This window comes from Streptomyces sp. NPDC002055, assembly GCF_040296705.1.
Classification (GTDB): Bacteria; Actinomycetota; Actinomycetes; order Streptomycetales; family Streptomycetaceae; genus Streptomyces.
This window is the reverse complement of the sequence record NZ_JBEOXS010000004.1, coordinates 156,552-182,526: the sequence shown is the minus strand read 5'-3', so window position 1 is coordinate 182,526 and position 25,975 is coordinate 156,552. Positions and strand designations below refer to the sequence as shown.

Genomic DNA, 25,975 nt, shown 5'->3' with positions numbered 1-25,975 from the left:
GCGACATGACCGACAACGACCGGCACGCGTTACTCGTCGGCGTCTCCACGTACAACAGCGAGACATACGCCGACCTCCCGGCCGTGCGAGCCGATCTGCACTACATGCGGGCCGTCCTGGAGAACCTTGAGATCGGCATGTACAACGAGTGCGAGGTGGCCCCCGAGCCGACGCGCGCGGAGATGCTGCACGCCATCGAGGCGTTCCTGGAAGCACGGCAGCCCAGCGAGACCGCGCTGCTCTACTTCAGCGGGCACGGAGAGTACTGCGAGCAGGACGGCCAGTTGTACTTCCTGACCCGGGACACCGACCCCGCCGACCTGCCGGGCACGGCCGTGCCGGCGGAGTGCCTGGAGCGGATGCTCCAGTCCTGTCGGGCCGCCTCCAAACTGGTCCTGCTGGACTGCTGCTCCAGCGGGTCCGTCGTCCAAGGCTGGACCGCCAAGGGCCCGTCGGGGGAACAGGACCGCACCGCGGCGAGCACTCTGCTTCGGCCGACCGGCGTGTACTTCATCACGGCCTCCGACGCTCTCCAGGCGGCCTCCGCGATGGCGCCGCCCGGGTCGAGCCTCGGCACTTCCCGGTTCACCGGGGAGATCGTCGAAGGGCTGCGCAACGGCAGGATCAAGGAGGGCGGCTGGATCACCCCGGACGACCTCTTCGACTACCTGACCGCCCAGATGACGCGCGACGGCGTACCGGAGGAACAGCGGCCCACCAAGTCCACCATCAGGGCTACCCGGAGCCTTCCCTTCGCCCGGTCGGTGGCACGACCGGTACGGCTTCCCTCGCTCCCTCACGACGCCGCCGGAACCGGCCGGCGCTCCCCCGCGCTGCTGAAGGCCCGGGAGCTGGCCGAGGCGGACGAACGGGACGGCATCGACCGGCAGCGGCTCCTGCGGTACTACGCGGACTGCCTCACCGCACAGGCGGCGGCCGGAATGCGGCCCGAACGGGACAGTGGCCGTAACAAGAAGTACTTCCTGCTGGCTCAGGGCGAGGAGACCATCCAGTCGGGCCGCGGACCGCACATCGTCGCGCCCGGATCTCTGTCCCGGCCCCAGGACGGACGGACCGGCTCGGACAGCGAGGCGGGGAGGCGGCAGGAGTACTGGTACGGCTACCCGGCGGTCACGCTGCCCGCGCGGGACGGCGGCCGGGGAAAGCGCGCGACGGTGAAACTGGCACCGCTGCTCATCCAGCAGATGGAGCTGGCGCCGGACAAGGACGGCCGGGACGTGCTCCGGCCCAGCGGCGTACCGTCCCTGCACAGCGGTCTCATCTCGGAACTCCTGGACGCGGGCGACGCCGCCGATCTGGTCGCGCGCTGGCAGCCGGCGTGGCAGGAGGGCAACGACGCCCAGATGCTCCGCGCCGTGAGGGAGTTACTGGAGGAGCTTGGGCTGCCGGAACTCGAACCGCTGGACCCGTCCGCGCTGAGCGACCGCACGGTGATGCAGGCGTTGCGGCCCGGCGCGCACAACGCGGCCGTGCTGCTGGTGCCCTCGGGTGCGGAGGCCGTGGCCACCCAGGCACTGGTGGACAACCTACTCCAGATCTCCACGCGGACCGCGCAGATCACGGGTACCGCCCTGGATGCGCTGCTGAACGGCGGGGCCCGGCAGGCGTCGGCCACGGCTCCGGCCGCAGCGAACCCGGTGACCCCCATCGCTCCGGGGCCGTGCAACGAGAGCCAGGAGCAGGTGATCTCCTCGGCAATGACCCAGCCGCTGACGGTGGCGACCGGACCGCCCGGCACGGGCAAGAGCGAGGTCGTCACAGCGGTCGTCACCACCTGCGTCGCCGCGGGGGAGTCGGTGCTGGTCGCCTCCACGAACAACGAGGCCGTGGATGTCGTCGCACAGCGCTGCGACGACATCGCGCCCGGGCTGCTGATGCGAACGGGCAACGCGGAGGCGCTGGAGCGGGAGGCGACCAAACTGGAACGGCTGCTTGCCGAACCGGTTCGGGCTCCGCAGCGCGGATCGGCCACCGTGGGCGGCGAGCTACGCAACACCCGCGGGACGGCCGACCGGCTGCGGGCTCAGGCGGCACACCGCGTCGGTGAGGAAGGACGGCTGCTGGAACTGCTCCGCGACAGGGAGGATCGGGCCGACGCCCTGGAGCTGCCTCTGTCCCTCCTCGAAGGGGCCTGGACGACGGACACGGACGGCGTGGCTCCGATGGGCCGGTGGGTGGAGAGGGCACGGAAGGCAGCCGGGGCCCGTTGGTGGCAGCTCGGGTCATGGCGGCGCGGGCGCGTACTCGCCGCTCTGGTCGCGGCGGGGGCAGAGCGCCCCGAGGGCCCCGGACCTGCATGGCCGGAGTGGGCGACGGGACGACCCGCGGCGCCTGAACTGCTGGAGTCCCTGGCCGGGATCGTGTCCGTGGAGCGGGAGGTGCGGGAACTCGTCCACCGGCACGGGGAATGGGACGAGGAAGGGCTCAAGCAATCCCGGCTCGCTGCGGCGGAAGCGCTGTCCGGCCTGTCGGCGGAGCTCTCCCGCGCGCTGTCCGTCGAGATCCTGGACCGGGCCACCGGACTCATGAACCAACGGCTCCAGGCACTCCGCCGCCGCTCCGGCTACCAGCGCAGCCAGAAGAACCTGATGATGCACATCAAGGGGTGGGCCATCAGCACCCACTCAGTACGGCAGCTGGAACTGACCCCGAAGCTGTTCGATCTCGTGGTCATCGACGAGGCCAGCCAGTGCTCCATCCCGTCGGTGCTGCCGCTGCTGTTCCGGGCCCGCCGAGCGCTGATCATCGGTGACCCCATGCAGCTCGGGCACATCCCTGACGTGTCACCGCAACAGGAACGTCAGGCACGGACACGGGCCGGACTGAGTGCCGCACAACTGGAGCACCACCGCCTCACCTACCACGTGCACTCCTCGTACCACGCGGCCGAACAACACGGCGACAGCGCGCTGCTCCTCGACGAGCACTACCGCTGCCAGCCGCGGATCGCGGACGTCGTCAACGGCCACTGCTACGGCGGCCGCTTGCGCGTGCTGACCGACGTGCGGCGACAGGTACCGGCGCACGACCCAGTGGGAGCAGCCGACCCGGCACCAGTGCTCGGCTGGGTCGACGTACCGTCCGGGCAATCGGCGCGCGGCGGCGACGGGCAATCCTGGCGGAACAACGAAGAGGCAGAGGCCGTCCGGCGTGTGGTCGACAGACTGCTGGCAGGACTTCCGCCGGAAGCGACGGTGGGAGTGGTCACCCCGTTCCGGGCGCAGAAGGAGACGCTGGCGCGGATGTGGCGAGACGACAAACGCATCCGGGTCGGCACCGTCCACACCTTCCAGGGCGGACAGCGCGACGTGATGGTGCTCAGCCCGGTGGCAGCGGACAACACAGCGCCCCGGACGACACACTGGGTCACGAGCCAGGTCAACCTGTGGAACGTGGCGGTCACCCGGGCCAAGTCGCAGCTGATCACAGTGGGCGGCCGTGCCTTCTGGCAGGACCAGAGCGGCCTGCCCGCCCTCCTCGCCGCGCGCTCAGTGCAGCTGGGAGCAGGCGACGACGGATCGACGGCTGAGGCCGGCATGCCCGGCCCGGTGACCGAGGCTCGCGAGGACCTCGCCGACCGCCTGCAACGGTACTTGGCCGAACGGGGCATCACCGATCTGCAGCGGGCCGTGATGGTGGGCGGCCACCCGGTGGACCTGCTGTTCACCGACACCGGGCAGAACACGGCAGTACTGATCGACCCCGGCCCGCGCCCCGGTCACGACCCCGCACGGCACCTTCGGCTGACCCACGCCCGAGGCGACCTGCTCACCGGACTGCCCTCCGGAGGCCACGGGGCCAAGCCCTGCCCCGTGAGCCGGACGCTGCGAGTGCCCGCCTGGCGGATCCTGGCAGGCGAGGCCGCACTGGCACCGCTGTTCGACTGAGCGCCGGACAGGACGGCCAGGCCCGGCGGCCCATTCAGCCGCCGGGCAGGCTCCGCGCAACGTCAGTCATGTGCGGCTCCCCCATGAAACGGCGTCTCGCGTAGTCATCGCCGCCAGAGGTTAAACCGCAGCTCAGGAGCCCTGTGCGACCGGCTCCAGAATCGCCGCGCACTCCACATGGTGCGTCATAGGGAACGGGTGGAGCCCTGGCACTGCCCAAAAACATGCAGGTCAGATGCCATCTGGCCGTGACGCACGCCGCGCCGTGCGTCAAACGTGCGTCATGGTCGGCGGCTCGAAGAACGCGTGCGTCAGGAACCGCGCGTTGCATCGCGACCACGACCCTGACGTGAGCATTGATCGACCAGCCCATGCATGCTGCAGGGAGCCGCCGCCGTAGCCGGGCGACGTGCCGTTCCGGTGCGGTGCTGGGACGCCTCCGATCGGCTATGCCGTCGCTCACACCGCCGGAGAGCGCATCTCCCTGGCCCAACTCGTGGGTAATGTGACCGTGTTGTGGTCTACCACTGCTACCCACGGAGGACGTCGTGTCCGGATCCGTCATCCTGGCTGGGGCCCGTACCCCCACCGGTCGCCTGCTCGGGGCTCTGAAAGACTTCTCCGGAGCCCAGCTCGGGGCGATCGCGATCAAGGCGGCTCTGGAGAGGGCGGGGGTGGCGCCCGAGCAAGTGGAGTACACGATCATGGGGCAGGTGCTCACCGCAGGCGCCGGCCAGATCCCGGCCCGTCAGGCCGCGGTGGCCGCCGGCATCCCGATGAGCGTCCCGGCGCTGACCGTCAACAAAGTGTGTCTCTCCGGGGTCGACGCGATCGCGCTGGCCGACCAGCTGATCAGGGCCGGTGAGTTCGACCTGGTCGTGGCGGGCGGCCAGGAGTCCATGACGCAGGCTCCGCACGTGCTTCCCAAGTCGCGTGGGGGCTTCAAGTCCGGTGACGTACCGCTGATCGACCACATGGTCCACGACGGCTTGTTCTGCCCCTTCGACCAGATCGGCATGGGCGTCTCGACCGAGAAGTACAACAGCCGCTACGCCGGGCTGACCCGGGAGAAGCAGGACGCGTTCGCCGCGGCCTCGCACCAGCGTGCCGCCGCCGCGGCGGCGGCCGGGCGGTTCGCCGAGGAGATGGCGCCGGTGACGGTCCCGCAGCGCAAGGGCGACCCAGTGGTGTGTGACACCGACGAGGGCGTGCGTCCCGACACCACGGCGGAGGTCCTGGCGAAGCTGCGTCCCGTGTACAGCGCCGACGGCACGATCACGGCGGCGACGGCGTCGCAGATCTCCGACGGCGCCGCGGCCGTGGTAGTGGCGAGCAAGGCCAAGGCCGAGGAGCTGGGCCTGCCCTGGATCGCCGAGATCGGCGCCCACGGTGTGGTGGCCGGGCCGGACGGAAGCCTGCACGAGCAGCCGTCCAACGCGATCAGGGCGGCACTGGCCAAGGCCAAGCTGGAGCCGTCCGACCTGGACCTGGTGGAGATCAACGAGGCGTTCTCCGCCGTCGGCATCGTCTCCACCGAGCAACTGGGCATCAGCCCGGACATCGTCAACGTCGACGGCGGAGCCATCGCGCTCGGCCACCCGATCGGCGCCTCCGGCGCCCGGCTCATCGTCCACCTGGCCTATGAGCTGCGCCGCCGCGGCGGCGGTCTCGGCGCGGCAGCGCTGTGCGGCGGCGGCGGGCAGGGCGACGCCCTGCTGATCCGCGTGCCGTCCGCCTGACGGCTGGTCGGAGCAGCGCGGCCGGGGAGTCGGCGGAACACACGGTCCCCTGGGTGCGGCAGATGGTGGCCGCGCCCAGGGGACCGTCCACAACCCGCAACCCGGCGTGCCCCTGGAGTACCGGGGTCACTGGGTGGGCGTGATCCGGTCCTGAGGCGCCTGCGCTGCGATCGCAGCCGCCGGCGCGGATGCCGGCCGCAGCGTGATGAGCATCGTGCACACCAAGGCCGCGCACAGGATGTTGACGGCCATTGCGGCGACATAGACGTGGTGGAACGACGGGATACCGCCGGGGGCCGGGCCCGACGCCATGATCGAGGCGAATCCGGCGACGCCGACCGCACCGCCGACCTGGCGCACCGTCAGGGTCATACCGAGGCCGCCCGCGAACTTCTGCGGGGGCACGGTCCCGGCCGCCAGCGACGACAGGCAGGTGATGGCGAGGCCGAGGCCGCAGCCGCCGAGGATCGCGGCCGGCAGCCAGCCGCCCAGGAAGTTGGGCGTGGGGCCGAAGAGGCCGGACGCCCAGATGGCGTTGCTGGCTGTGAAGGACAGCGCGCCCAGGACCGTCACCTTCACCTGGGTCGCCGGTCGGGTGAGCCGTCCGGCGGCCAGTGAGCCGGCCATCGAGGAGACGGCCCCGATGCTCAGAGCACCGGCCGTCTGCAGGACCGACCAGTGCCAGATGTCGGCAGCGAACAGCGGGGCGGCCAGCATCCACGCGAACATCGTCATGTTGAGCATGCCGAGGCCGAGGTTGGCAGTCCGGAAGACGGGGCTGCGCCACACCGTCATCTCCAGGGCCGGCGCCGGGTGCGTTCTCGAGCGCAGCACGGTCACGGCGACGAACGCCAGCCCGGCCAGCCCCAGTCCGATGGTGCGGACATCTCCCCAGCCCCAGGTGTCCCCCAAGGTGAGTGCGCTCACCACCCCGCCGATGCCGAGGGCGAGCGCGATACTGCCCACCGCGTCCGGCAACCTGTCCCCGGTGCCTCGCAACCGCTGCCTCGGCAGCATCACCACAGCGGCGACCAGCATCGCGCCGCACAGCGGGAGGTTGACGTAGAACACCGAGCGCCAGCCGAAGGCGCGCAGCAGCAGCCCGCCCGCGGCCGGTCCGATGACGGCGGAGAAGCCCGCCACCGCGGACCAGGTGCCGACCGCTCTGGCGATGCGCTCCCGTGGTGCCGTGGCGAGGATCAGGCCGAGCGCGGCAGGGATCATGCCACCGGCCGCCGCGCCCTGGACGAACCGTGCCGCGATGAGCCACCAGATGGTCGGCGCCACGGCGCAGACGAGCGAGGCGGCGGTGAAGGCGGCCAGGGACCAGAGGAAGACGGTGCGCCGGCCGACGCTGTCGGCGATCCTTCCGGCGGGCGTGAGCACGGCCGCCAGCAAGATCGTGTAGCCGCTGAGGACCCACGTCATGGTGTTGAGCGACGTACCCGGGAAGTCGCCCATGATGTCCGGAAACGCGATGCTGACGATCGAGAGGTCGAGGAAGGCCATGAAGCTCGCGCCGCTGCACAGCGCCAGGACGTGGGCCGGCTTGATGTCCTGCGTTGCGCGTGTGCCGTCAGCCGACTCGTCGGGCATGCCGATCCCCTCAGTTCGTGTGCGTCGTCGAACTCGCCCACCGTCCAACGCGGTGCGCGGGAAGGTCGGTTGAAGCAATGCGGCCGGAGCAAGTGTGACCGGCCCCCGTCGGCGGCGGGGCGAATCGCGTGATCAACGCGTGTGATGACCGTCACTCGCGATTCGCTCGAAGATCTTTGCCGTCATACCTTGCGGTGGCTCTCACGGCAGGCCAATGATGAGTCGGGGGGGCGCCCGGGGGAGGAACCGGCGCAACGGAGGGGCCCGCTACCGCCCCGTCGCACGAGTTCCGGGACACCAGCTCGTGAGCCGCACAACACACCTCAGCAGCACGGTACTTCCGCACGTCTGCTTGACAGCGTTTGTGTACGACAGCGTTCTTGTACGACTGCGTTTCTGCACGACTGCGTTTCTGCACGACAGCACTTCGGCAGTTCAGCAATTGGCGTACTTGCAATCCTGAACAGCGCGGACGACTCACGGCCCAGCCACTCGGACGACGGCTCGTGAGGCGTACGCCGCTCGATCACCGGGGAATCGGCACGGACGCACGGGGGATCAGCCTTGTGCACGCGCCTGGATCCAGCACCTGTAGCCCTCACTGGGCTGCCTTTGGTGCCGTTGCCCTGCCCCGGGACGGGCGGCGCTCACCGGACGCGCTGCGGGTGATCACGGGGAGACACGGCTTTGACTTCTTTGAGTTCCGTCCTGATCGGCAGTGGGAGCGTACTCGCTCGCTGCGGCGACGTACTTGTGGCGAAAGGGCACCGCATCGCGGCCGTGGTGACCGGTGACGCCACCGCCCGGTCCTGGGCGGTCAAGGCCGGCATTCCGCACCACGCACTCGCCGAGGCCGTGGCGCTCGCACCGGCGTTATCCTGCGACCTCCTGCTGAGCGTCGGCAACTACGCGGTGGTGCCCGAAGCACTGCTGGCCCGCGCGACGCGGGCCGCCGTCAACTACCACTACGGCCCGCTCCCCGAGTACTCGGGCCTGCACTCGCCGTCCTGGGCCATCGCGGACGGGGCACGGGAGTACGGCATCACCTGGCACCGCATGGCCGAGGTGGTCGACGGCGGTGAGGTGCTGGGGCGGGTACCGGTGGCGATCGGGCCGGAGGACACCGCGCTCTCGCTGGGCCTGAAGTGCGACGAGGCGGCCGTCGCCAGTCTGGCCGCACTGATCGACGACATCGCTGAGGGCCGCGAGACCGCGACGCCCCAGAACGCCGCGACGCGCCGCTACTTCTCGCGGCACACCCAGCTCGCCGCCGAGGGACTGATCGACTGGATCCTTCCGGCCGAGCGCATCGCCGCCCTGGTCCGGGCCACCGACTACGGCCCGTTCGCGAGCCCGTTGGTGTGGCCCAAGGTCAACCTCGACGGGACCTTCTACGCCGTCCGGGAAGCCCGCGCCCAGGCCGCCGCCGGTGCCGCCGCGGATGACGCCGCCGCCGCGCCCGGTACGGTCCTCTCCTGCGACGACGCGTCGGGCCTGCGGGTGGCCACGGGCGCCGGAAGCGTCACCCTGACCCGGATGTGCACCCTGGAGGGCGAAGAACGGCCCGCCGGCGCCGTCGCGGCGGCCCACGGGATCCGGCCCGGCGCGATCCTGGACGTCCCCGGCGAGGACGCGAGCGCGCGCCTGACCGAGGCGGGCGTCAGAGCATCCAAGGCCGCCGACCGCTGGCGTGAGCGCCTGATCGGGGCCGGCGACCACCCGTACCGCCTTCCCTACCCTCAGCCCCGCTCGGGGACCCGGGCCGAGAGCGCCGAGAGCGGACGGCAGGCGGATCCCGTCCTCGTGCGCTGCCACGTCCCGCTCCAGGACGACGGCGACGGCGGCAGCGGCAGCGGCAGCGGCAGCGGCATGGAAACGTCTACGCAGGCCGCCGCCCACCTGGCCGGTGCGCTGGGCATCTTCCTGAGCCGGGCGAGCGGCCGGCGGGAGGTCCACCTCGCGATGGCGGCCCCCCGCGAGGGCGTCGACGCCGCGCACCGGGACCTGTTCGCCACCTGGCTGCCCCTGCTGTGCCGTGTCGACGCCGACGCGACGATCTCGGAGAACCTGCGGTCGGTGCGGCAGGAGTTCACCCTCGGTCAGGAGCGGGGATGGCTCCGCCGCGACGCCGTCGGCCGGGACGAAGCGCTCCGTGAACGCTGGAACAGCGGCGCACTGACACCGGACGTGCTGATCTCCTGGGGCACCCGCTACGCCGCCGACCAGGGCTCCGGCGGCCAGGACTCCGGCGGCCAGGGCGACCACCGTCCGAAACTGGAACTCCACATCCAGCAGGACGGCGCCGAGGACGGTGCGCTCGTCACCTTCCACTACGACGCCACGCGCCTGCCGGCCCGGTACGTCGCCCGGCTGGCCGGCCAGTTCACCGCCTGGTGCCGCCGTCTCCCCGCCGCCACGCAGCAGCTTCCGGCCGCCGCCGACCTCCTCACCGCCGACGAACGCGTACTCCTCATCGAGGAGTTCAACGACACGGCCGACGCCGGCGCGGACCTCCCCGAGCAGGGCCTGCACCGGCTCTTCGAGCAGGCCGCGCGCGACCATGCCGAGGACACCGCTCTGGTCTGCGCGGACACCGGCCTGACCTACGCCGCGCTCAACGGCCGCGCCAATCGGCTCGCCCACGCGCTGACCGACCGGGGCGTGGGGCGTGGCGACCTGGTCGGCGTGGCCCTGGACCGCTCGATCGACCTGGTCGTGGCCCTGCTGGCGGTCATGAAGACGGGCGCGGCCTATGTGCCCGTCGACCCCGGATTCCCTGCGGAACGCATCCGCCAGATGATCGACGACGCCGATCCCAAGCTCATCGTCACCCCCGCCGCCGTGCCCGCCGGCCTCGCCGTGTGGGACACCCGCTGCGTGAGCGTCCACCTGGGAGCCGAGCTGAGCGCTGACGGGGACCCCGAGGTCGAGGTGGGCGCCGACGACCTTGCCTACGTCATCTACACCTCGGGCTCGACCGGCCGCCCCAAGGGAGTCGAGATCACCCACGGGGCACTGAGCAACTTCCTGGCCGCCATGCGCGAACGACCGGGGTGCGCCGCCACCGACCGGTTGCTGGCGGTCACCACCGTGTCCTTCGACATCTCCGTGCTGGAACTGTTCCTGCCACTGCTCTGCGGCGCGACCACGGTCATCGCCCAGGCCCGGGAAACCCTGGACGCCAGGGCCCTGAGCGGGCTGATGGAGCGGCATGCGATCACGGTGATGCAGGGCACCCCCGCCACCTGGCAGCTGCTGCTGGACGGAGGCTGGCAGGGCACCCCCACCCTGAGGAAGATCCTCTGCGGCGGTGAGGCGCTGCCCCGCGACCTGGCGGACCGGCTGCTCGCCGCCGGTGCCCCGGGCTCGGTGTGGAACATGTACGGCCCCACCGAGACCACCGTGTGGTCCACGGTCTGGGAGGTGGCTGCCCGGGCCGAGGAGGACGGCATCCTCCTCGGCAGCCCCATCGACCGTACCCAGGTCTACGTGCTCGACGAGCACCTGTCGCCGGTACCGCTCGGCTTCCCCGGAGAACTGTGCATCGGCGGCGCCGGAGTGGCCCGCGGATACCGCAACGACCCCGGGCAGACCCGGCTCCGCTTCGCGGACAACCCCTTCCACCCCGGCACCCTCTACCGCACCGGCGACCTTGCCCGCTTCGCCGAACCCGGCAGGCTGGAGCTGCTCGGACGCAACGACCGCCAGGTCAAACTGCGCGGCCACCGCATCGAGTTGGCCGATGTCGAGGCGGCCGTCGGCCGCCATGAGTCGGTCCGCCGCGCCGTGGTGGTCGGCCGGGACGAGCAACTGGTCGCCTACTGCGTCCGCGACGCTCCGGACGGCGATCCGGTCCGTACCCCTGCGGACCAGAGCGCCGCCCTGGCCGAGTGGGCCGCCGCATGGGACCGCGCCTACGAAGCCGGTACCGACACCGCTCCCTCCGATATCGGCACCGATCCCGCCACCGCCGACGCCACGTTCAACCTCGCGGGCTGGCGCAACAGCTACGACGGCCTCCCCTTCTCCAACGGAGAGATGCGCGACTGGCAGCGGAGTTCCGTCCGGCGGATCCTCTCCCACGCACCGGAGAACGTCTTCGAGATCGGCTCCGGCAGCGGCCTGATGCTGTTCGGCCTGGCACCGCACTGCCGCACCTACCACGCCGTGGACGCTTCCGCCGCAGCCGTCGAGATGACCCGGCGGCACCTGGCCTCCCTGCCGCACGTGACCTGCGAGCAGCGCGCCGCCCACGCACTCCCCCAGGTGGCCGACGGCGCCTTCGACACTGTGGTCATCAACTCGGTGGCCCAGTACTTCCCCAGCGCCGACTACCTGACCTCGGTGCTGGAGTGGGCGACCAAAGCGGTCACCAGGGGACGGGTGTTCCTCGGTGACATACGCGACCTGTCGCTGCTGGACGTCTTCCACGCCGACGTGGCGCACTTCCGCGCCGACGGGGAGGCCGGCCGGATCTCCGCCGAGGAACTGGCCCGCCGCACCGAGCGCGGGATGGGAGCCGAGCGCGAACTGGTGCTCAGCCGCGACTACTTCGCCAACCTGCCGCGCCTGTTCCCGCAGATCACCCGCGTCGACATCACCCTGCGCGACGGTCGCTGCGTCAACGAGATGACGCGCTACCGCTATGACGTCACCCTGCACATCGGCGAGGACGCCCGACCCACCACCCCGGCGGCGGAGAAGGACTGGCAGGCCGACGGCCTCGACCTGGCCGCGCTCCGCGCCGAGCTGGGTTCCGTCGCCGACCGCCCGTTCCGCCTCAACGGCATCCCCAACGGGCGGCTGGGCGAGGTGTGCGGCCGGGTCGCCGCAGCCCTGGAGAGCACGGGCGCGAGCACCCCGGTGGTGCCCACGTCCTGGATCGACCCTGCCGACCTCGCCGGCCTCGCCCATGAGGCGGGCCTGGAACTGGCTCTGCTGCCCAGCCGCTCCGGCGGCACCTGGCGGTGCGACGCCCTGTTCTGGCGGCCCGGCCAGACCCCCGACCTCAGCCCGCACCCCGCCGAGGCGCCGGCCCGCGACGCCCTCACCGGGTACGCCAACACGCCCGCGGTCGGCGAACCGCCCAGGACCCCACTGCACCGCGTGCTGCGCCCCTGGCTGGCCGAGCGGCTGCCGGAGTACATGGTGCCGGCGTTCATCGTGGAGCTGGACGAGCTCCCGCTGACCCCGAACGGCAAGATCGACGAGAACGCGCTGCCGGACCCCGTGGTGGAGGTCGACGCCTCCGCCAAGCCCGCCACCGAGCTGGAGCGGGACATCATGGCCATCTGGTCGGACGTGCTCGGCCACGACCGGATCGGCGTCAACCAGAACTTCTTCGAGATCGGCGGCAACTCGCTGCGGGTCGTCCGGGTCCAGACGCGGCTGGAGGAGCTGCTGGGACGCCCCGTCTTCGGGGCCAAGCTCTTCGAGCACTTCACCGTCAAGACCCTGGCCGCCTACCTGGCCGGCGGCACCACGACCGGCCGGGAGGCCGTGCCCGAACGCCGCCGCGCCGTCCACGACGAGCCCATCGCCATCATCGGCATGGCCTGCCGCCTCCCCGGCGACGCCAACACCCCGGAGGAGTACTGGGAGCTGCTGGAGCGCGGCGGAGACGGGATCGTCGAGGTCCCGAAGGACCGCTGGGACGCCGAGGCCCTGTACAACCCCGACCCGGAGGTGCCCGGCACCTCGTACTGCAGCCGGGGCGGGTTCGTCACCCCCATCGACCTCTTCGACGCCCCCTTCTTCGGCATCTCGCCGCGCGAGGCCCGCTCTCTCGACCCCATGCAGCGCATGGTGCTGGAGACCACCTGGGAGGCGTTCGAACGCGCCGGATACACCATGGACCGGCTGCGCGGCAGCCAGACCGGCGCGTTCGTCGGCGTCGGCAAGAGCTCGGCGTACCACGAATACGGCCTCACCATGGCCGGCGGGCTGACCGACCTGGACGGCTACGTGGGCCCGGGTTCCGCGGGCGGCACCATGTCCGGCCGGGTGTCGTACGTGTTCGGTCTGGAGGGCCCGACACTCACCCTGGACACGGCGTGCTCCTCCTCCCTGGTCACCACCCACCTGGCCTGCAATGCGCTGCGCAACGGCGAATGCGATCTCGCGGTGTCGGCCGGTGCGAGCCTGATGCTCACCCCCGAACTACACGTCGAGTTCAGCCGCCTGCGCGGCATGTCGGCGGACGGCCGCTGCCGGTCGTTCTCCTCCGACACCGACGGCACCGGCTGGAGCGAGGGCTCCGCCGCGGTCGTCCTCAAGCGGCTTTCCGACGCCCAGCGCGACGGCGACCCCATCCTGGCCGTGCTGCGCGGCACCGCCGTCAACCACGACGGCCACAGCGCCAGCCTGACCACGCCCAGCGGCCCCGCCCAGCAGCGGGTCATCCGCACCGCCCTGGCCGCGTCCGGGCTCCAGCCGGACGACATCGACTACCTGGAGGCGCACGGCACCGGCACCAAGCTGGGCGACCCCATCGAGGGCACCGCGCTCTCGGAGGTCTTCGGCGGCAGCCACTCGGACGGGGAACCGCTGTGGGTCGGTTCGGCCAAGTCCAACCTCGGCCACACCCAGGCCGCCGCCGGTCTGGCCGGCGTGATGAAGGTCGTGCTGGCCATGCGCCACGACACGCTTCCGCAGACCCTGCACGTCGCCGAGCCCACCTCCGCCGTGGACTGGAAGGGCGCCGGTATGGCGCTGGTCCAGGAGCAGCGCCCGTGGCCGGCGAAGGACGTGCCGCGCCGCGCGGGAGTCAGCTCGTTCGGCATCGGCGGCACCAACGCCCACGCGATCGTCGAGGAGCCGCCGCGGCCCGCCGCGCAGCACGCCGAGGAGGGCGCGCCCGCGCCGCTGCCGCCCACGGTGCCGTTCGTGGTTTCCGGCCACACCGACGCCGCCCTGCGCCGGCAGGTGGAGAATCTGCACCTGCACATGGGCATGAACATCCAGGACCGCCTGGGTGATGTGGCCCGCTCCCTGGCGACCACCCGCAGCCACTTCCGCCGCCGGCTGGCGCTCTCCGTCAGGGACAAGGCCGAACTCCTCGACAAGCTGGCCTCCTTCGCCCGCACCGGGGAACTGCCCGCGGAGTCGGTGCGCACCGGCAACCACACCGAGGAACCCCGGACAGCCCTGCTCTTCACCGGCCAGGGCAGCCAGCTTCCCGGCATGGGCAAGGACGTCTACGACGTCCACCCCGTCTTCCGCGAGGCACTGGACGAGGTCGCCGCCCGCTTCACCGGGCTGGAGAGGCCTCTCCTGAAGGTGATGTGGGCCGGCTCAGGCAGCGAGGACGCGGCCCTTCTGCACCGCACCGACTTCACCCAGCCCGCCCTGTTCGCCCTGGAGGTGGCGCTGTGGCGGCTGTGGGAGAGCTGGGGTGTGCGGCCGGAGCTGCTGCTCGGCCACAGCATCGGCGAACTCGCCGCCGCCCATGTGGCGGGGATGTTCGACCTGGACGACGCCTGCCGGCTGGTCGCCGCCCGCGGCCGGCTGATGCAGGATCTGCCCGCCCGCGGCGCCATGGTGTCGCTGGAAGCCGGCGGCGAGGAGGCGGAAGCCGCCATCGACGCCCTCGGGCTGCACGGCAAGCTGGACGTCGCCGGACTCAACACGCCCACGCAGACCGTGCTGTCCGGTGACACCGACGCCGTCGAGGCGATCGCCGCCCACTTCGCGGAGCAGGGTCGCAAGGCCAAGCGGCTGACGGTGTCCCACGCCTTCCACTCGCACCACATGGACGGCATGCTCGCCGGGTTCCGGGCCGTGGCGGAGACCGTACGCTTCCGCCCGCCGGTGATCCCCCTCGTCAGCAGCCTCACCGGCGAGCTCGCCGCGCCGGGCGAACTGGAGCAGCCCGGCTACTGGGTCCGCCAGGTGCGCCACGCGGTCCGCTTCAGCGACGGCATGCGCAGCCTGCGCCGCGAGGGCGCGAACACCTTCCTGGAGCTCGGCCCGCGGCCCGTGCTGTCCGGCCTGGGGGCGTCCTGCCTGGCCGACGAGGGACCGGTGTCCTGGGTGCCGTCCTGCACCCCGGGCAGGAACGGCGCCTCGGTCATCCAGCGGGGCCTGACCGAGCTGCACGTGCGGGGCGTCCCGGTCGACTGGGACGGCTACTTCGCGCCCTTCGGCGGCGGCCGCGTGGCCCTGCCGACGTACGCCTTCCAGCGGGAGCGGTTCTGGTTCGAGCCGCCGCTCTCCCGCGAGGTCGGCGCCGGTCTCGACCCCACCGGCCACGCGCTCCTCGGCGGCGGTGCGGAGATCGCCGGCACCGAGCTGTCGCTGTTCACCAACGTGGTGGCGGCGGACCAGCCGGTATGGGTGCAGGAGCACCGGGTGATGGACGCCGTCCTGATGCCGGGCACGGCGTTCTTCGAGGCCATGCGGGCGGCGGGCGACGCCGCCCACCAGGGCGAGTGGGACCTGTCGGACGTGGTGATCGCCTCGCCGCTGGTGCTCGGCTCCGGGGTGTCGGTGCGGATGCAGGTCACCGTGGGTCCGGCGATCGGTGAGACCCGTCCCGTCCAGGTCTACAGCGCGCCCGAGGGTGAGGACGGCGCCTGGCAGTTGCACGCCGAGGGCCGGATCACGCCCACGGACGCAACCGGTGCCGGCACCGCGGTGACGGTACCGCCCCGGGGCGCCGAGTCCCTGGACGTGTCCGCCCTCTACCGTGACCTGGACGCCCTCGGCTACGGCTACGGGCCGACCTTCCAGGGCATCAAGGAGGCTTGGCACGTGGGCGGGGAGGTGTGGGCCAGGGTCGCGCTGCCGGAGAGCGCGGAGCAGTCCGCAGGCGGCTACGTCCTGCACCCGGCCCTGCTGGACTCGGCCATGCACTCGCTGCTGCTGACCCAGCGGCTGCAGAACCGGACGGGCGACGACCTCTTCGTACCGTTCGAGGCCGAGCGCCTGTCGCTGCGGGTGAAGGGCCTGGCGGAGATCTGGGTCCGGGTCGCCGACTTCGAGCCGGGTGACGGCGAGTTCTGGGCCTCGCTCGACATCCACGACAGCGACGGGGCCCATGTCGGCCGGCTGCACCGCCTCCACGCACGGCGGGTGGACCGGGCGGTGCTGCGCCGCCTGGCCGCGACCGGGGTGGACCGCTTCCAGTTCGACGTCGCATGGCGCCACGTCGACACCGAGAACGTCGAACTGGGCGGCTCCTGGGGCATGATGACCCCGGCCGGGGACGTGCCGTGGGCGCGGGAGGTCAGGACCCTCCTGGCTCGGGCCGGTATCCAGGTGATCAAGGTCCGGTCGCTGGAGGACGCCGAGGACCTGGACGGCCTGGTCTGCCTGTGGGACTCCGACGCGGAGGTGCCGTCCCAGGCCCACGCGTTCGCCGCCGGGGCACTGGAACAGCTCCAGGAAGCGGTCGGCACGGAGTTCCGCACCCCGCTGGTCTGGGTCACCCGCCACGCGGTTGGCACCGGCGCCGACGACAGGGTCTCCGGGCCGGGCGCCGCCCCGCTGTGGGGCCTGATGCGGACCGCCCGCAACGAGCACCCTGAACTGAGCCTGCGCCTGATCGACCTCGGCGAGGAGGAGGCGGACCGCAAGGACCTCCCCGCCGCGTTGATGCTGGAGGCCGAACCGGAGTGCGCGCTGCGCCACGGCGAGGTGCTGGTGCCGCAGCTGCTGCGGGTGGGCTCGGCCCAGGATCTGGAGATCCCGGCCGATGGCCGCTGGCAACTGGAGATCGCCGCCAAGGGCCGCCTGGACGAGCCGCTCACGGTCGAGTCCCTGCCGGAACGGGCCCTCGCACCCGGCGAGATCCGCGCCGAGGTGAGGGCCGCCGGGGTGAACTTCCTCGACGTGCTCAACGCCCTGGGCATGGTGGAGATCCCCGCGTTCGGCCTGGAGTTCGCCGGCGTGGTCACCGAGGTCGGCGGCAGCGTCGACCAGGTGAAGGTGGGCGACGCCGTGCTGGGCCTGGCCCGCGGCTCCTTCGCCTCCGAGGTCGTCACGGACGCGCGCCAGGTGGTGCGTATGCCGGAGCACCTCGGCTTCGAGGAGGCCGCCACCATCCCGATGACCTTCCTCACCGCCTGGTACGGCCTGCACGAACTGGGCGCCCTGCAACCGGGCGAGCGGGTGCTGATTCACGCCGCGGCCGGTGGCGTGGGCATGGCGGCGGTGCAACTGGCGCGGCTCCACGGCGCCGAGGTCTACGGCACCGCCAGCGAGCCCAAGTGGCCCGCGCTGCGGGAGCTCGGTCTGGACGATGCCCATCTCGCTTCCTCGCGCGACCTGGGCTTCGTGGAGCACTTCGGCAAGAGCGCTCCCGGCGGCGAGTCCGGCGGAACCTTCGACGTGGTGCTGAACTCCCTGGCCACCGAGTTCATCGACGCCGGCCTGGGCATGCTGGGCAGCGGCGGACGGTTCCTCGAGATGGGCAAGATCGATGTGCGCGAGCAAGCCGCCATCGACCAGAGCCACCCGGGCGTGAGGTACACCGTCTACAACCTGCCCGAGGCGGGGCCGGACCTCATCCAGCGGATGCTGGTCTCCATCGCCGAGCTGTTCACGCAGGGCAAGCTGGCGCCGCTGCCGCTGCGGGCCTTCCCCATGACCCACGCCTCCGACGGCCTGCGCTTCATCGCCCAGGCGCGGCACGTGGGCAAGGTGGTGCTGGTCCCGGCCACACAGCGGCAGTTCGTCCGGCCGGACGGCGCGGTGCTCGTCTCGGGTGGCGCCGGCGACCTCGGCCGGCGCGTGGCCAGGTGGCTGGCCGGTACCCACGGCGTACGCGACCTGGTGCTCGCCTCCCGCCGCGGGATGGAGACCCCCGGCGCGCAGTCCCTGGTGGACGAGCTCGCCGAGCTGGGCGCCACGGCCACCGTGGTGGCCTGCGACACGGCCGATCGCGACGACGTCGCCGCGATGATGGCCCTGTTCGGTGAGAAGCGCCCGCTGCGCGGCGTGGTCCACGCGGCAGGTGTGCTGGACGACGGCGCCCTGACGGCCCTGACGCCGGAGCGGTTCGACGCGGTCTTCCTGCCCAAGGTGGACGGCCTGTGGCATCTCCACGAGCTGACCCAGGACATGGAGCTGGACTTCTTCATGATGTTCTCCTCCATCGCGAGCGTCATGGGAGCACCCGGCCAGGGCAACTACGCCGCCGCCAACGCCTTCCTGGACGCGCTCGCCCACCTGCGCCGGGCCAAGGGCCTGCCGGCCACCTCGGTGGCCTTCGGCCCATGGGAGGGCGACGGCATGGCCGCCGGGCTCAGCGAGTTCGACCGGGCCCGCTTCGCCCAGCTCGGCCTGGACCGGCTGGCACCGGACGAGGGCCTGGAGCTCTTCGAGCTCGCCGTCGGGAGCGGCCGCGCGCTGACGATGGCCGCCGCGCTGGACCTGAACCGCGTGCAGCACTACTTCGAGAACCGCGGCGGCATACCGCCGCTGTTCCGCGCGCTGCTCAGCGGCAACACCGGCGGACGCTCCCGGGCCGGCGGCGGAACGGACCTGCGCAAGCTGCTGGGCGAGGCCGCGCCGGAGGAGTACCCGGCCGTGGTGCTGGGCGTGGTCCGCGAGGAGGTGGCGAAGACCCTGGGCTTCGCCTCGCCGGAGGCCGTGGACGTCGGTGTGTCGCTCCAGGACATCGGCATCGACTCGCTGACCGCGGTGCTGATGCGCAACCAGCTCGCGGACCTGACCGGACTCGCCCTGCCCGCGAAGATCGCCTTCGATCACCCCAACCTCATCTCGCTGGGCGACTTCCTGCTGGCGAAGCTGCTGGAGGCGGGGCTGGACGCGGCGCCCGGGACCGCCACGGGCACAGCGGCCGGCGAGGCGGCCGAGGTGGCCGATGCCGTGGACGTGTCCACGGCCCGGAAGGGCTGCCTGCACCCCGACCTCCGCTTCGGCAACGCCACCGCGGCGCCGGTACGCCCGGAGGCGGTCTTCGTCACCGGCGCCACCGGATTCGTCGGCGCCTACCTGCTGCACGAGCTGCTCGCGTCCGAGGTGGTCGCCTACTGCCTGGTGCGGGCGGACGACGCCCGCCGGGCCATGGAGCGCCTGGTCGCCACCCTCGACGGCTACGGCCTGTGGAAGGAGGAGTTCGCGCCGCTGCTGAACCCGGTGGTGGGCGACCTCGCCCAACCGCTGTTCGGCATGGACGAGGAGGGCTTCGACGAACTGGCCGACCAGGTGGACGCCATCTGCCACTCCGGTGCCCTGGTGGACTGGATGCGGCCGCTGGAGGACTACATCGGCCCCAACGTGGTCGGTACGCACGAGGCGCTGCGCCTGGCCTCGCGCGGCCGCGGCAAGGCGTTCCACTTCGTCTCCACCTTCGCCACGCTGCCCAAGTACCTGGGGTACGAGGTCACCGAGGACGACCGGGAGTACGGCTACCTGACCTCCAAGTGGCAGGCGGAGCAGATGGTGGCCGCCGCCCGCTGGCGCGGCGCGAAGGCGTCGACGTACCGGCTGCCGTTCGTGGGCGCCTCGACCCGCACCGGGCACTTCCGGCTCGACCGCGGTGACTTCCTGCACAACCTGATCACCGGCAGCCTCGAGATGGGGAGCTTCCCGTCGCTGGCGGCAGACCTCACGGCGGTGCTGCCGGTCGACTACCTGTGCCGGACGATCGCCGAGGCGATGACCAGTGACCTGGCGCGCATCGGCAGGGACTACGACTTCGTCAACTCCGGGGCCCCCTCCTTCGACCGCTTCTTCGAGATGGCCGGTGCCGCCGGCGGCGGGGAGGAGATCGTGCCCTTCGACGAATGGCGCCGGCGGGCGCTGGCGTTCGCCGCCGGGCATCCGGCAAGCCCCCTGGCCCGGATCGCCGCCCTGGTGGACGGCCTGACGGCGGAGGGCCTGGCGGACATGTTCGCCGCGCTCCCCGTGGGAGGCGACGTCTTCGGCGCGGAGGACTACCCGTCCCCGCCCATGGACGAGGACTTCGTCCGCACCTATGTGGACCGCATCAGCACTTCGGACCGAGCGGAGAACACGACCTCATGAGCGACGCGACCCAGGCGGCAGACGTGACGGTGGACGACGAAGCCACGGTCACCGGCACCTACCAGAAGACCGGCACCTTCCTGCACTCCACGGCGGCGGTGCACGCCGAGCAGTTGTCCCCGTTGCTGGACAAGTACCAGGTGGACAAGGGGGAGATGGAGTCCCGGCTGCCTCCGCACCGGGCGCTGAACCCGAGCTGCTTCCACCCCGAGGCGCACCCCACCGAGGTCGTCCGGATGAACCTGGACGACGACCTGGCGGACCACCTGGCACGCCAGCTGCGGTGCCAGGCGGTGATCCAGGAGAGCTTCGCCGCCGCCTCGATCGGCAGTTACTTCCCGGTCTCCACCATGTTCGAGAACTGCGTGCTGTTCGTTCCCTCGGCGAAGCGCTTCTACGACCTGAACCAGGACATCGTCCAGGAGCACTTCCCCGAGGTGGAGACCGCGGTGGTGAACGCCTTCATCGTGCCGGCCGAGAAGCGGCCGTACGGCACGCACGCGGCCAGCTCGATCGCCCTTCAGATCCCGTCGCTGGTGAAGAAGCAACTCGGCTTCCCCACCGAGTACCGCAGCTTCCACACCGCGCTGACCCCTACGCCGCTGAGCCGGCAGCCCTTCGTGATCTTCGAGGAGGCCGAGCTGGAGGCCCCGAACCTCCATTTCGTCTACGAGAAGATGCTGGAGTGCGGGCTGGAGGGCGAGGAGAAGGACGCTGTCGACAAGGCGCTCCACCTCTTCCTGGAAGGGAAGCTGTCCGAGATCGACCTGCCCTCGGTGCGGGACTTCCTCATGGCGATGTACTGGGCGAAGACGTACGCCGACAAGCCGTCTCCCGGCTACTACTGCGACAGCCGGGTGGGCGACGCGCTGGTCTTCGACAACTACCGGGCACACGCCGACAGCACCCTGCCCCGGACCACCAAGGACCGCCTCACCATCGACCTGCGCTGCTTCAACAAGGTGCACTACCCGAAGGGGATGACCAGCGGCCTGGACTTCATCGTCGATCCGGACGAGCGCGCCCACCAGACCAGGCGCAAGTGGGCGTCGATCGAGTTCCTCCTCGCCACGCTCGGCTACGAGAGCGTCGACGAGTTCCTGCGCCTGGTGTTCGGCGGGACCCGGAGCGCGGCGGACATCGATCCGTTCGGCCTGATGACCGACCTCCAGTTCGGCATCTACAACAAGTCCGAGTACCACCTGCTGGACCAGAACCTCGACGACCACTACGAGCGGGTCGAGGCCCTGTACGACCGCATCGTGAAGGAGGGGGAGTACGTCCTGCCGGAGCGAGCCAGGCAGTGCCTCGCGGCGCTGAGCGAGCAGCCCGGCAGCTGAGGTCCGGGGAGGACGCGGTCGAAGTGAGCCACCGACAGCGATGGAGGAATGCGCTGTGAGCCGAACCGAATCCGTGGACGACCTCGTGGAGCGCTTCTACACGGTCGTGAAGCTGCCGCACGATCCGTTCGCGAAGGCGTTCCTCAATCGGTGCCGTTCGCACACCGTCAAGGTGAACGGCCGCTTCTACAAGTACTTCCGGAGCGGCAGCGGCCCGACCGTCCTCCTCGTCCACGGCCTGAACACCAATCTGGGCAGCATGGTGGCCATCGCCGAGGAACTCCTCGCGCAGGGTTACCGGGTGGTGCTGTTCGACGTGCCCCCGCACGGGGAGGCCCTGGGCTCCACGGCTGATCCCACCGAGATCCGCGCCCTGCTGCGTGCCCTGTACGACCACCTCACCGGCCTGCACGCGGTGGTCTGCCACTCCATGGGCGGCCTGTGGGCCCTCACCGCGTGGCACGCCGGGCTGGCCGCCCGGACCGTGGTCTCGATCGCCTCCCCGCCCGCCAAGATGTTTCTGGTCGAGAGGTTCGCCGAGATGAACGCTCTCGACGACGACCGGGTCCGGGGGGTGGTCGGGGAGATCGAGAGAAGGTTCGGCAAGGCGGTGTGGGACGAGTATTCGGCGCTTGGGGCCGCCCGGGCAATCGACGTTCCCGGGCTGGTCATCCACGGCACGGCCGACGACTACGTGCCGCCTGTGCACGCCGGGGAACTGCACGCGAGCTGGCGGAACTCCACCGTGGAACTCGTCGAGGGCGCCGGCCACTTCGACATCGTGGAATCACCCGAGGTCCGGAAGATCATCTCCGCGCACCTGCGGAGTGTGGAAGAAACAAGGTAAGGGACGATCAATTGAGCACCGACATCACCGAAAAGCTGCGCCGGCTGGCCTTCACACCGATGCGGACGCAGCCTCCGAACGCCACCCGGCCGATTCTCGAACTGGCTGCCAAGGAGGTCGAGGTCGTCGACGGCGACAAGGTGGTCCACTACCTCTGGGGCGAGGGCGAGCGGCGGATTCTGCTGGTCCACGGCTGGGCCGGCAACGCCGGGCACCTGACCGTCCTGGCGGACGCGCTCGTCCGGGCGGGCTGCGAGGTGGTCGTCGCGGACCTCCCCGGCCACGGCGAGTCGGAGGGCGCGGAGTCCTCCGTCATCCACTTCGCCAAGGCGGTCGAGGCGGCCGACGAGCGGTTCGGCCCCTTCCACGCCGTCGTCGCCCACTCGCTGGGCGCCGCGGCCACGACCTACGCCATGTCGCGCGGGGTCACGCTGAAGCGGGCCGCGTTCGTCAACCCCATCAGCAGCTACACCAGTCTCTGGCGCCGCTCCGGCGAGGTGATGCAGGTATCGCCGGAGGCCATCGGGCTGGTCCGCTCGCGTTCGGAGGAGTGGCTCGGCATCTCCTTCGACGCCATCGAACCGGCTCTCGCGGCACGGGACTTCACCAGCCGGTTGCTCGTCGTCCACGACGAGAACGACCCGGAATCGCCCATCGCCGACAGCGAGGCGCTGGTGACGGCCTGGGGCCAGGCCGAGCTGATGCGGGTGCGGGACCTCGGCCACACCAAGGTGCTGCGCGACGACGCCGTGGTCCGCCGTGTCGTCGGCTTCCTGACGGCGGACGGTGCGACGGTCGACGGAGCGGCCGGCCGGTGACGCTCCCCTTGGCCGCGCACGCGACCGCCGTACTCGGCGCCTTCCTGGTCGTCGGATTCCTGGGGCGCCGGCTCGCCCGCCGGATCGGGCAGCCCGGCGTCGTCGGCGAGATAGCGTTCGGCATGCTGCTCGGGCCGGCGGTGCTCGGCCTGGCCTGGCCGAAGGCGCAGTCCGTCCTGTTACCGGACGGCGTGCTGGGGCCGCTGCGCGACCTCGGGCACGCCGGACTGGTGCTGTTCCTTGTGGGCGTCGCCCACGAACTGCGGCTGGACGCGTCCCGCCTGCGGGACAGGGCCATCGGCTGGACGGCGCTGGGCACCCTCGTGCCCTCCCTGGTGGCCGGCGCGGCGTTCGGCGGCTGGCTCGTCTGGTACGACCGGCCCTCCTTGCGGGGGACCGCGCCCACCCTGGCCTTCGTGCTGCTGCTGGCGACCACCATGGCGGTCTCGGCGGTGCCCGTGCTCGCCAGGATTCTCGCCGACCGCGGCCTGACCACCACCCGCGCCGGGCGGCTCTCGCTGACGTCGGCGGCCCTCGTCGACGCCGTCGCCTGGCTGCTGCTGGCCGTTGTGATCGGCATCGCCCAACCCGGCTCGGGCGGCGTCGCGACCGCAGCCACCGTGCTGGTGGCCGGAGCGCTCGCGGCCACTCTGGGCCGCCGCCTGCTGAAGACCCCTCAGGCCGAGCGCCTCTGCACCCGGTGGCCCTGGCCGGTGGCCGTCGTCCTGGGCGTCTGCGTGCTCCTGGCGGCGGACGTGGCCGAGGCCCGCGGGCTCACCGCGATCTTCGGCGCATTCGTGGTGGGGCTGATGATCCCGCCCGACTCGCCGCACTGGGACGCACCGGTCCGCTGGGTGTCCACGCTGGGCCTGTGGCTGGTGCCGGTCTTCTTCATCGCCACCGGGCTGACGATATGGACGGACTCGGGCGGCATCCTCTGGCCGGTGACGATCCTGGCGACGGTCCTGGCCGTGCTCTCCAAGATCGGCGGGGGTTACGCGGTCTCCCGCCTGGGCGGGGAGGGGCGCGTCGAGGCACTGCGCGTCGGCGTCATGCTCAACACCCGGGGGCTCACCGAGATCGTCCTGCTCCAGGCCGGGTACAGCGCCGGAGTGCTCACCTCCGGCCTGTATCTGGCGCTGCTGGTGATGGCGGTCGTCACCACCTCCATGACCGGCCCGCTCCTGTCGCTGATCGACCGCCACCAGGGAGCGGACGCGCCGCCGGCGCCCCACAAAGGCGGGCAGGCCGCGGCCACACCGGAGAAGAGACCCGGTCAGGTGCCCTTTTCGGAAGGCTCAACGAGCGTGACGCACCCGACGTGACGGGACATCGGAATCCAGGTCGAGAGCGACCCTGAAACAGAAAGCCTGAGGTCAGGAGTCCTTCGCGGCCGGCTTCAGGATCGCCACGCACTCCACATGGTGCGTCATCGGGAACAGATCGAACGCCCGCAGCGACACCGGTTCGTACCCCTCGCTGCGGAAGTACCCCAAGTCCCGGGCCAGGGCCGCCGGGTCGCACGCCACGTAGGCGATGCGGCGGGCGCCCAGGCCGGCCAGGTGGGCGACCGTCTGCTTGCCCGCGCCCGCGCGCGGGGGGTCCAGGACGATCAGGTCCGCTTCGGTGATGCGGGTGCGCGGGAGGATCTGGTCGACCTTGCCGTGTTCGATGCGGACGCGGTCCAGGTCCTCGAGGTTGTGGCGGGCGTCCTCGGCGGCGCGCTTGCCGGACTCGATGCCCAGCACCGCGCCGCGCTCGCCGACCCGTTCGGCCAGGGCGCCGGCGAACAGGCCGACGCCGCAGTACAGGTCGAGCGCCATCTCGCCCTTGCGCGGCATCAGGCCCTGCATCACCGCTTCGACCAGCAGGTCGGCGGCCTTCGGGTGGACCTGCCAGAAGCCGCCGGCGCCGACGCGCCAGGTGCGGTCGGCAGCGCGTTCGCGGACGAAGGGGCGCCCGTGCACGCGGTGCACGCCCTTGTCCTTCTCGTCCACCCGCATCACCGATACGGGCTTGTCCAGCTCGACGATGGGCAGCCGTCCGCCCGGCGCCGGGGTGAGAATCACCTGGCGGTCGTGCGAGCCGGTGGCCGCGATGGCTTCGACGCCCGCGATCTGCGGCCACTCCCGCTTCTCCACCCCCAGCTCGCTGACGCCGGGCGCCGCGATCATGCAGTGGTCGACCGGCTGCACCTCGTGCGAACGGTGCTTGCGCAGCCCCGCCCGGCCCTCGGCGTCCACCGCGTACTGCACCCGGGTCCGCCACTGGGGCACCGCGCCGCGGGCCACCTTGTCGCCGGGGGCCGGCTCGACCGTGCCGTCCCAGCCCGCCTCCTCGGGGGTGAGTCCGGCGAGCCGGCTCAACTGCTCGGTGATGACGGCGACCTTCAGCCGGCGCTGTGCGCCCGGGGCGGCGTGCTGCCAGTCGCAGCCGCCGCACCGGCCGGGGCCGGCGTACGGGCAGGGCGCCTCGACCCGGTCCGGGGACGCCTCCAGCACCTGCACCGCGTCGGCGCGCAGGAACCGCGAGTCCTCCTGCCCCTCGGTGACGCGGGCCACGACCCGCTCACCCGGCAGCGTGTGCCGGACGAAGAGGACCCGGCCCCCGGGCGTCCGGGCGATGCAGTGCCCGCCGTGGGCGACGGGGCCGACCTCGACCTCGTACTCCTCGCCGATCAGAGACTCGGTGGCTGGGTTCGTCACGGGGGAGGTGCTCCTGAGCTGGTGGGATG

At 71.6% G+C, this 25,975-nt stretch carries 9 protein-coding genes; 7 read left to right on the top strand and 2 right to left on the bottom strand.

Annotation, left to right across the window (positions count from 1 at the left end; genetic code table 11):
• The first annotated feature begins 5 nt into the window (after positions 1-5).
• Both ABT112_RS03650 and ABT112_RS03645 read left to right on the top strand, forming a co-directional pair.
• Complete coding sequence (locus ABT112_RS03650) at positions 6-3,908, top strand: caspase, EACC1-associated type (protein ID WP_351505120.1); 3,903 nt, start codon at positions 6-8, stop codon at positions 3,906-3,908.
• 548 nt (positions 3,909-4,456) lie between these two features.
• Entirely contained in the window at positions 4,457-5,647 is a 1,191-nt protein-coding gene (locus ABT112_RS03645; protein WP_351505118.1) for an acetyl-CoA C-acetyltransferase, read from the top strand.
• 126 nt (positions 5,648-5,773) lie between these two features.
• On the opposite strand, the gene ABT112_RS03640 is transcribed toward ABT112_RS03645, so the two are convergent.
• The gene (locus tag ABT112_RS03640; protein WP_351505116.1) at positions 5,774-7,243 is read right to left on the bottom strand and encodes an MFS transporter; all 1,470 of its coding nucleotides are present in this window, start codon (positions 7,241-7,243) and stop codon (positions 5,774-5,776) included.
• Between the two features lie 687 nt (positions 7,244-7,930).
• On the opposite strand from ABT112_RS03640, the gene ABT112_RS03635 reads away from it, so the two are divergent.
• From ABT112_RS03635 to ABT112_RS03615, 5 genes are read left to right on the top strand one after another with little or no spacing between them, the layout of a single operon-like run.
• Positions 7,931-20,236 carry an amino acid adenylation domain-containing protein gene (locus ABT112_RS03635; protein WP_351505114.1) on the top strand — a complete coding sequence of 4,102 codons (12,306 nt, stop codon included), beginning with the start codon at positions 7,931-7,933 and terminating at the stop codon, positions 20,234-20,236.
• Positions 20,233-21,576, top strand: coding sequence for a hypothetical protein (locus ABT112_RS03630; protein ID WP_351505112.1), 1,344 nt, complete (start codon positions 20,233-20,235; stop codon positions 21,574-21,576). Before ABT112_RS03635 ends, ABT112_RS03630 begins: the two co-directional genes overlap by 4 nt.
• Before the next feature lie 55 nt (positions 21,577-21,631).
• Positions 21,632-22,423 (top strand): alpha/beta fold hydrolase, encoded by a 792-nt coding sequence (locus tag ABT112_RS03625; protein WP_351505110.1) that lies wholly within the window; start codon positions 21,632-21,634, stop codon positions 22,421-22,423.
• An 11-nt stretch (positions 22,424-22,434) separates the two neighbouring features.
• Positions 22,435-23,241, top strand: coding sequence for an alpha/beta hydrolase (locus ABT112_RS03620; protein WP_351505108.1), 807 nt, complete (start codon positions 22,435-22,437; stop codon positions 23,239-23,241).
• A complete protein-coding gene (locus tag ABT112_RS03615) occupies positions 23,238-24,566 on the top strand; it encodes a cation:proton antiporter (RefSeq protein WP_351505106.1) in 1,329 nt (442 codons plus the stop codon). The genes ABT112_RS03620 and ABT112_RS03615 overlap by 4 nt, the downstream gene beginning before the upstream one ends.
• Before the next feature lie 51 nt (positions 24,567-24,617).
• On the opposite strand, the gene ABT112_RS03610 is transcribed toward ABT112_RS03615, so the two are convergent.
• Positions 24,618-25,946, bottom strand: a complete 1,329-nt coding sequence (locus ABT112_RS03610; RefSeq protein WP_351505104.1) for a class I SAM-dependent RNA methyltransferase — start codon at positions 25,944-25,946, stop codon at positions 24,618-24,620.
• Positions 25,947-25,975 lie beyond the last annotated feature (29 nt).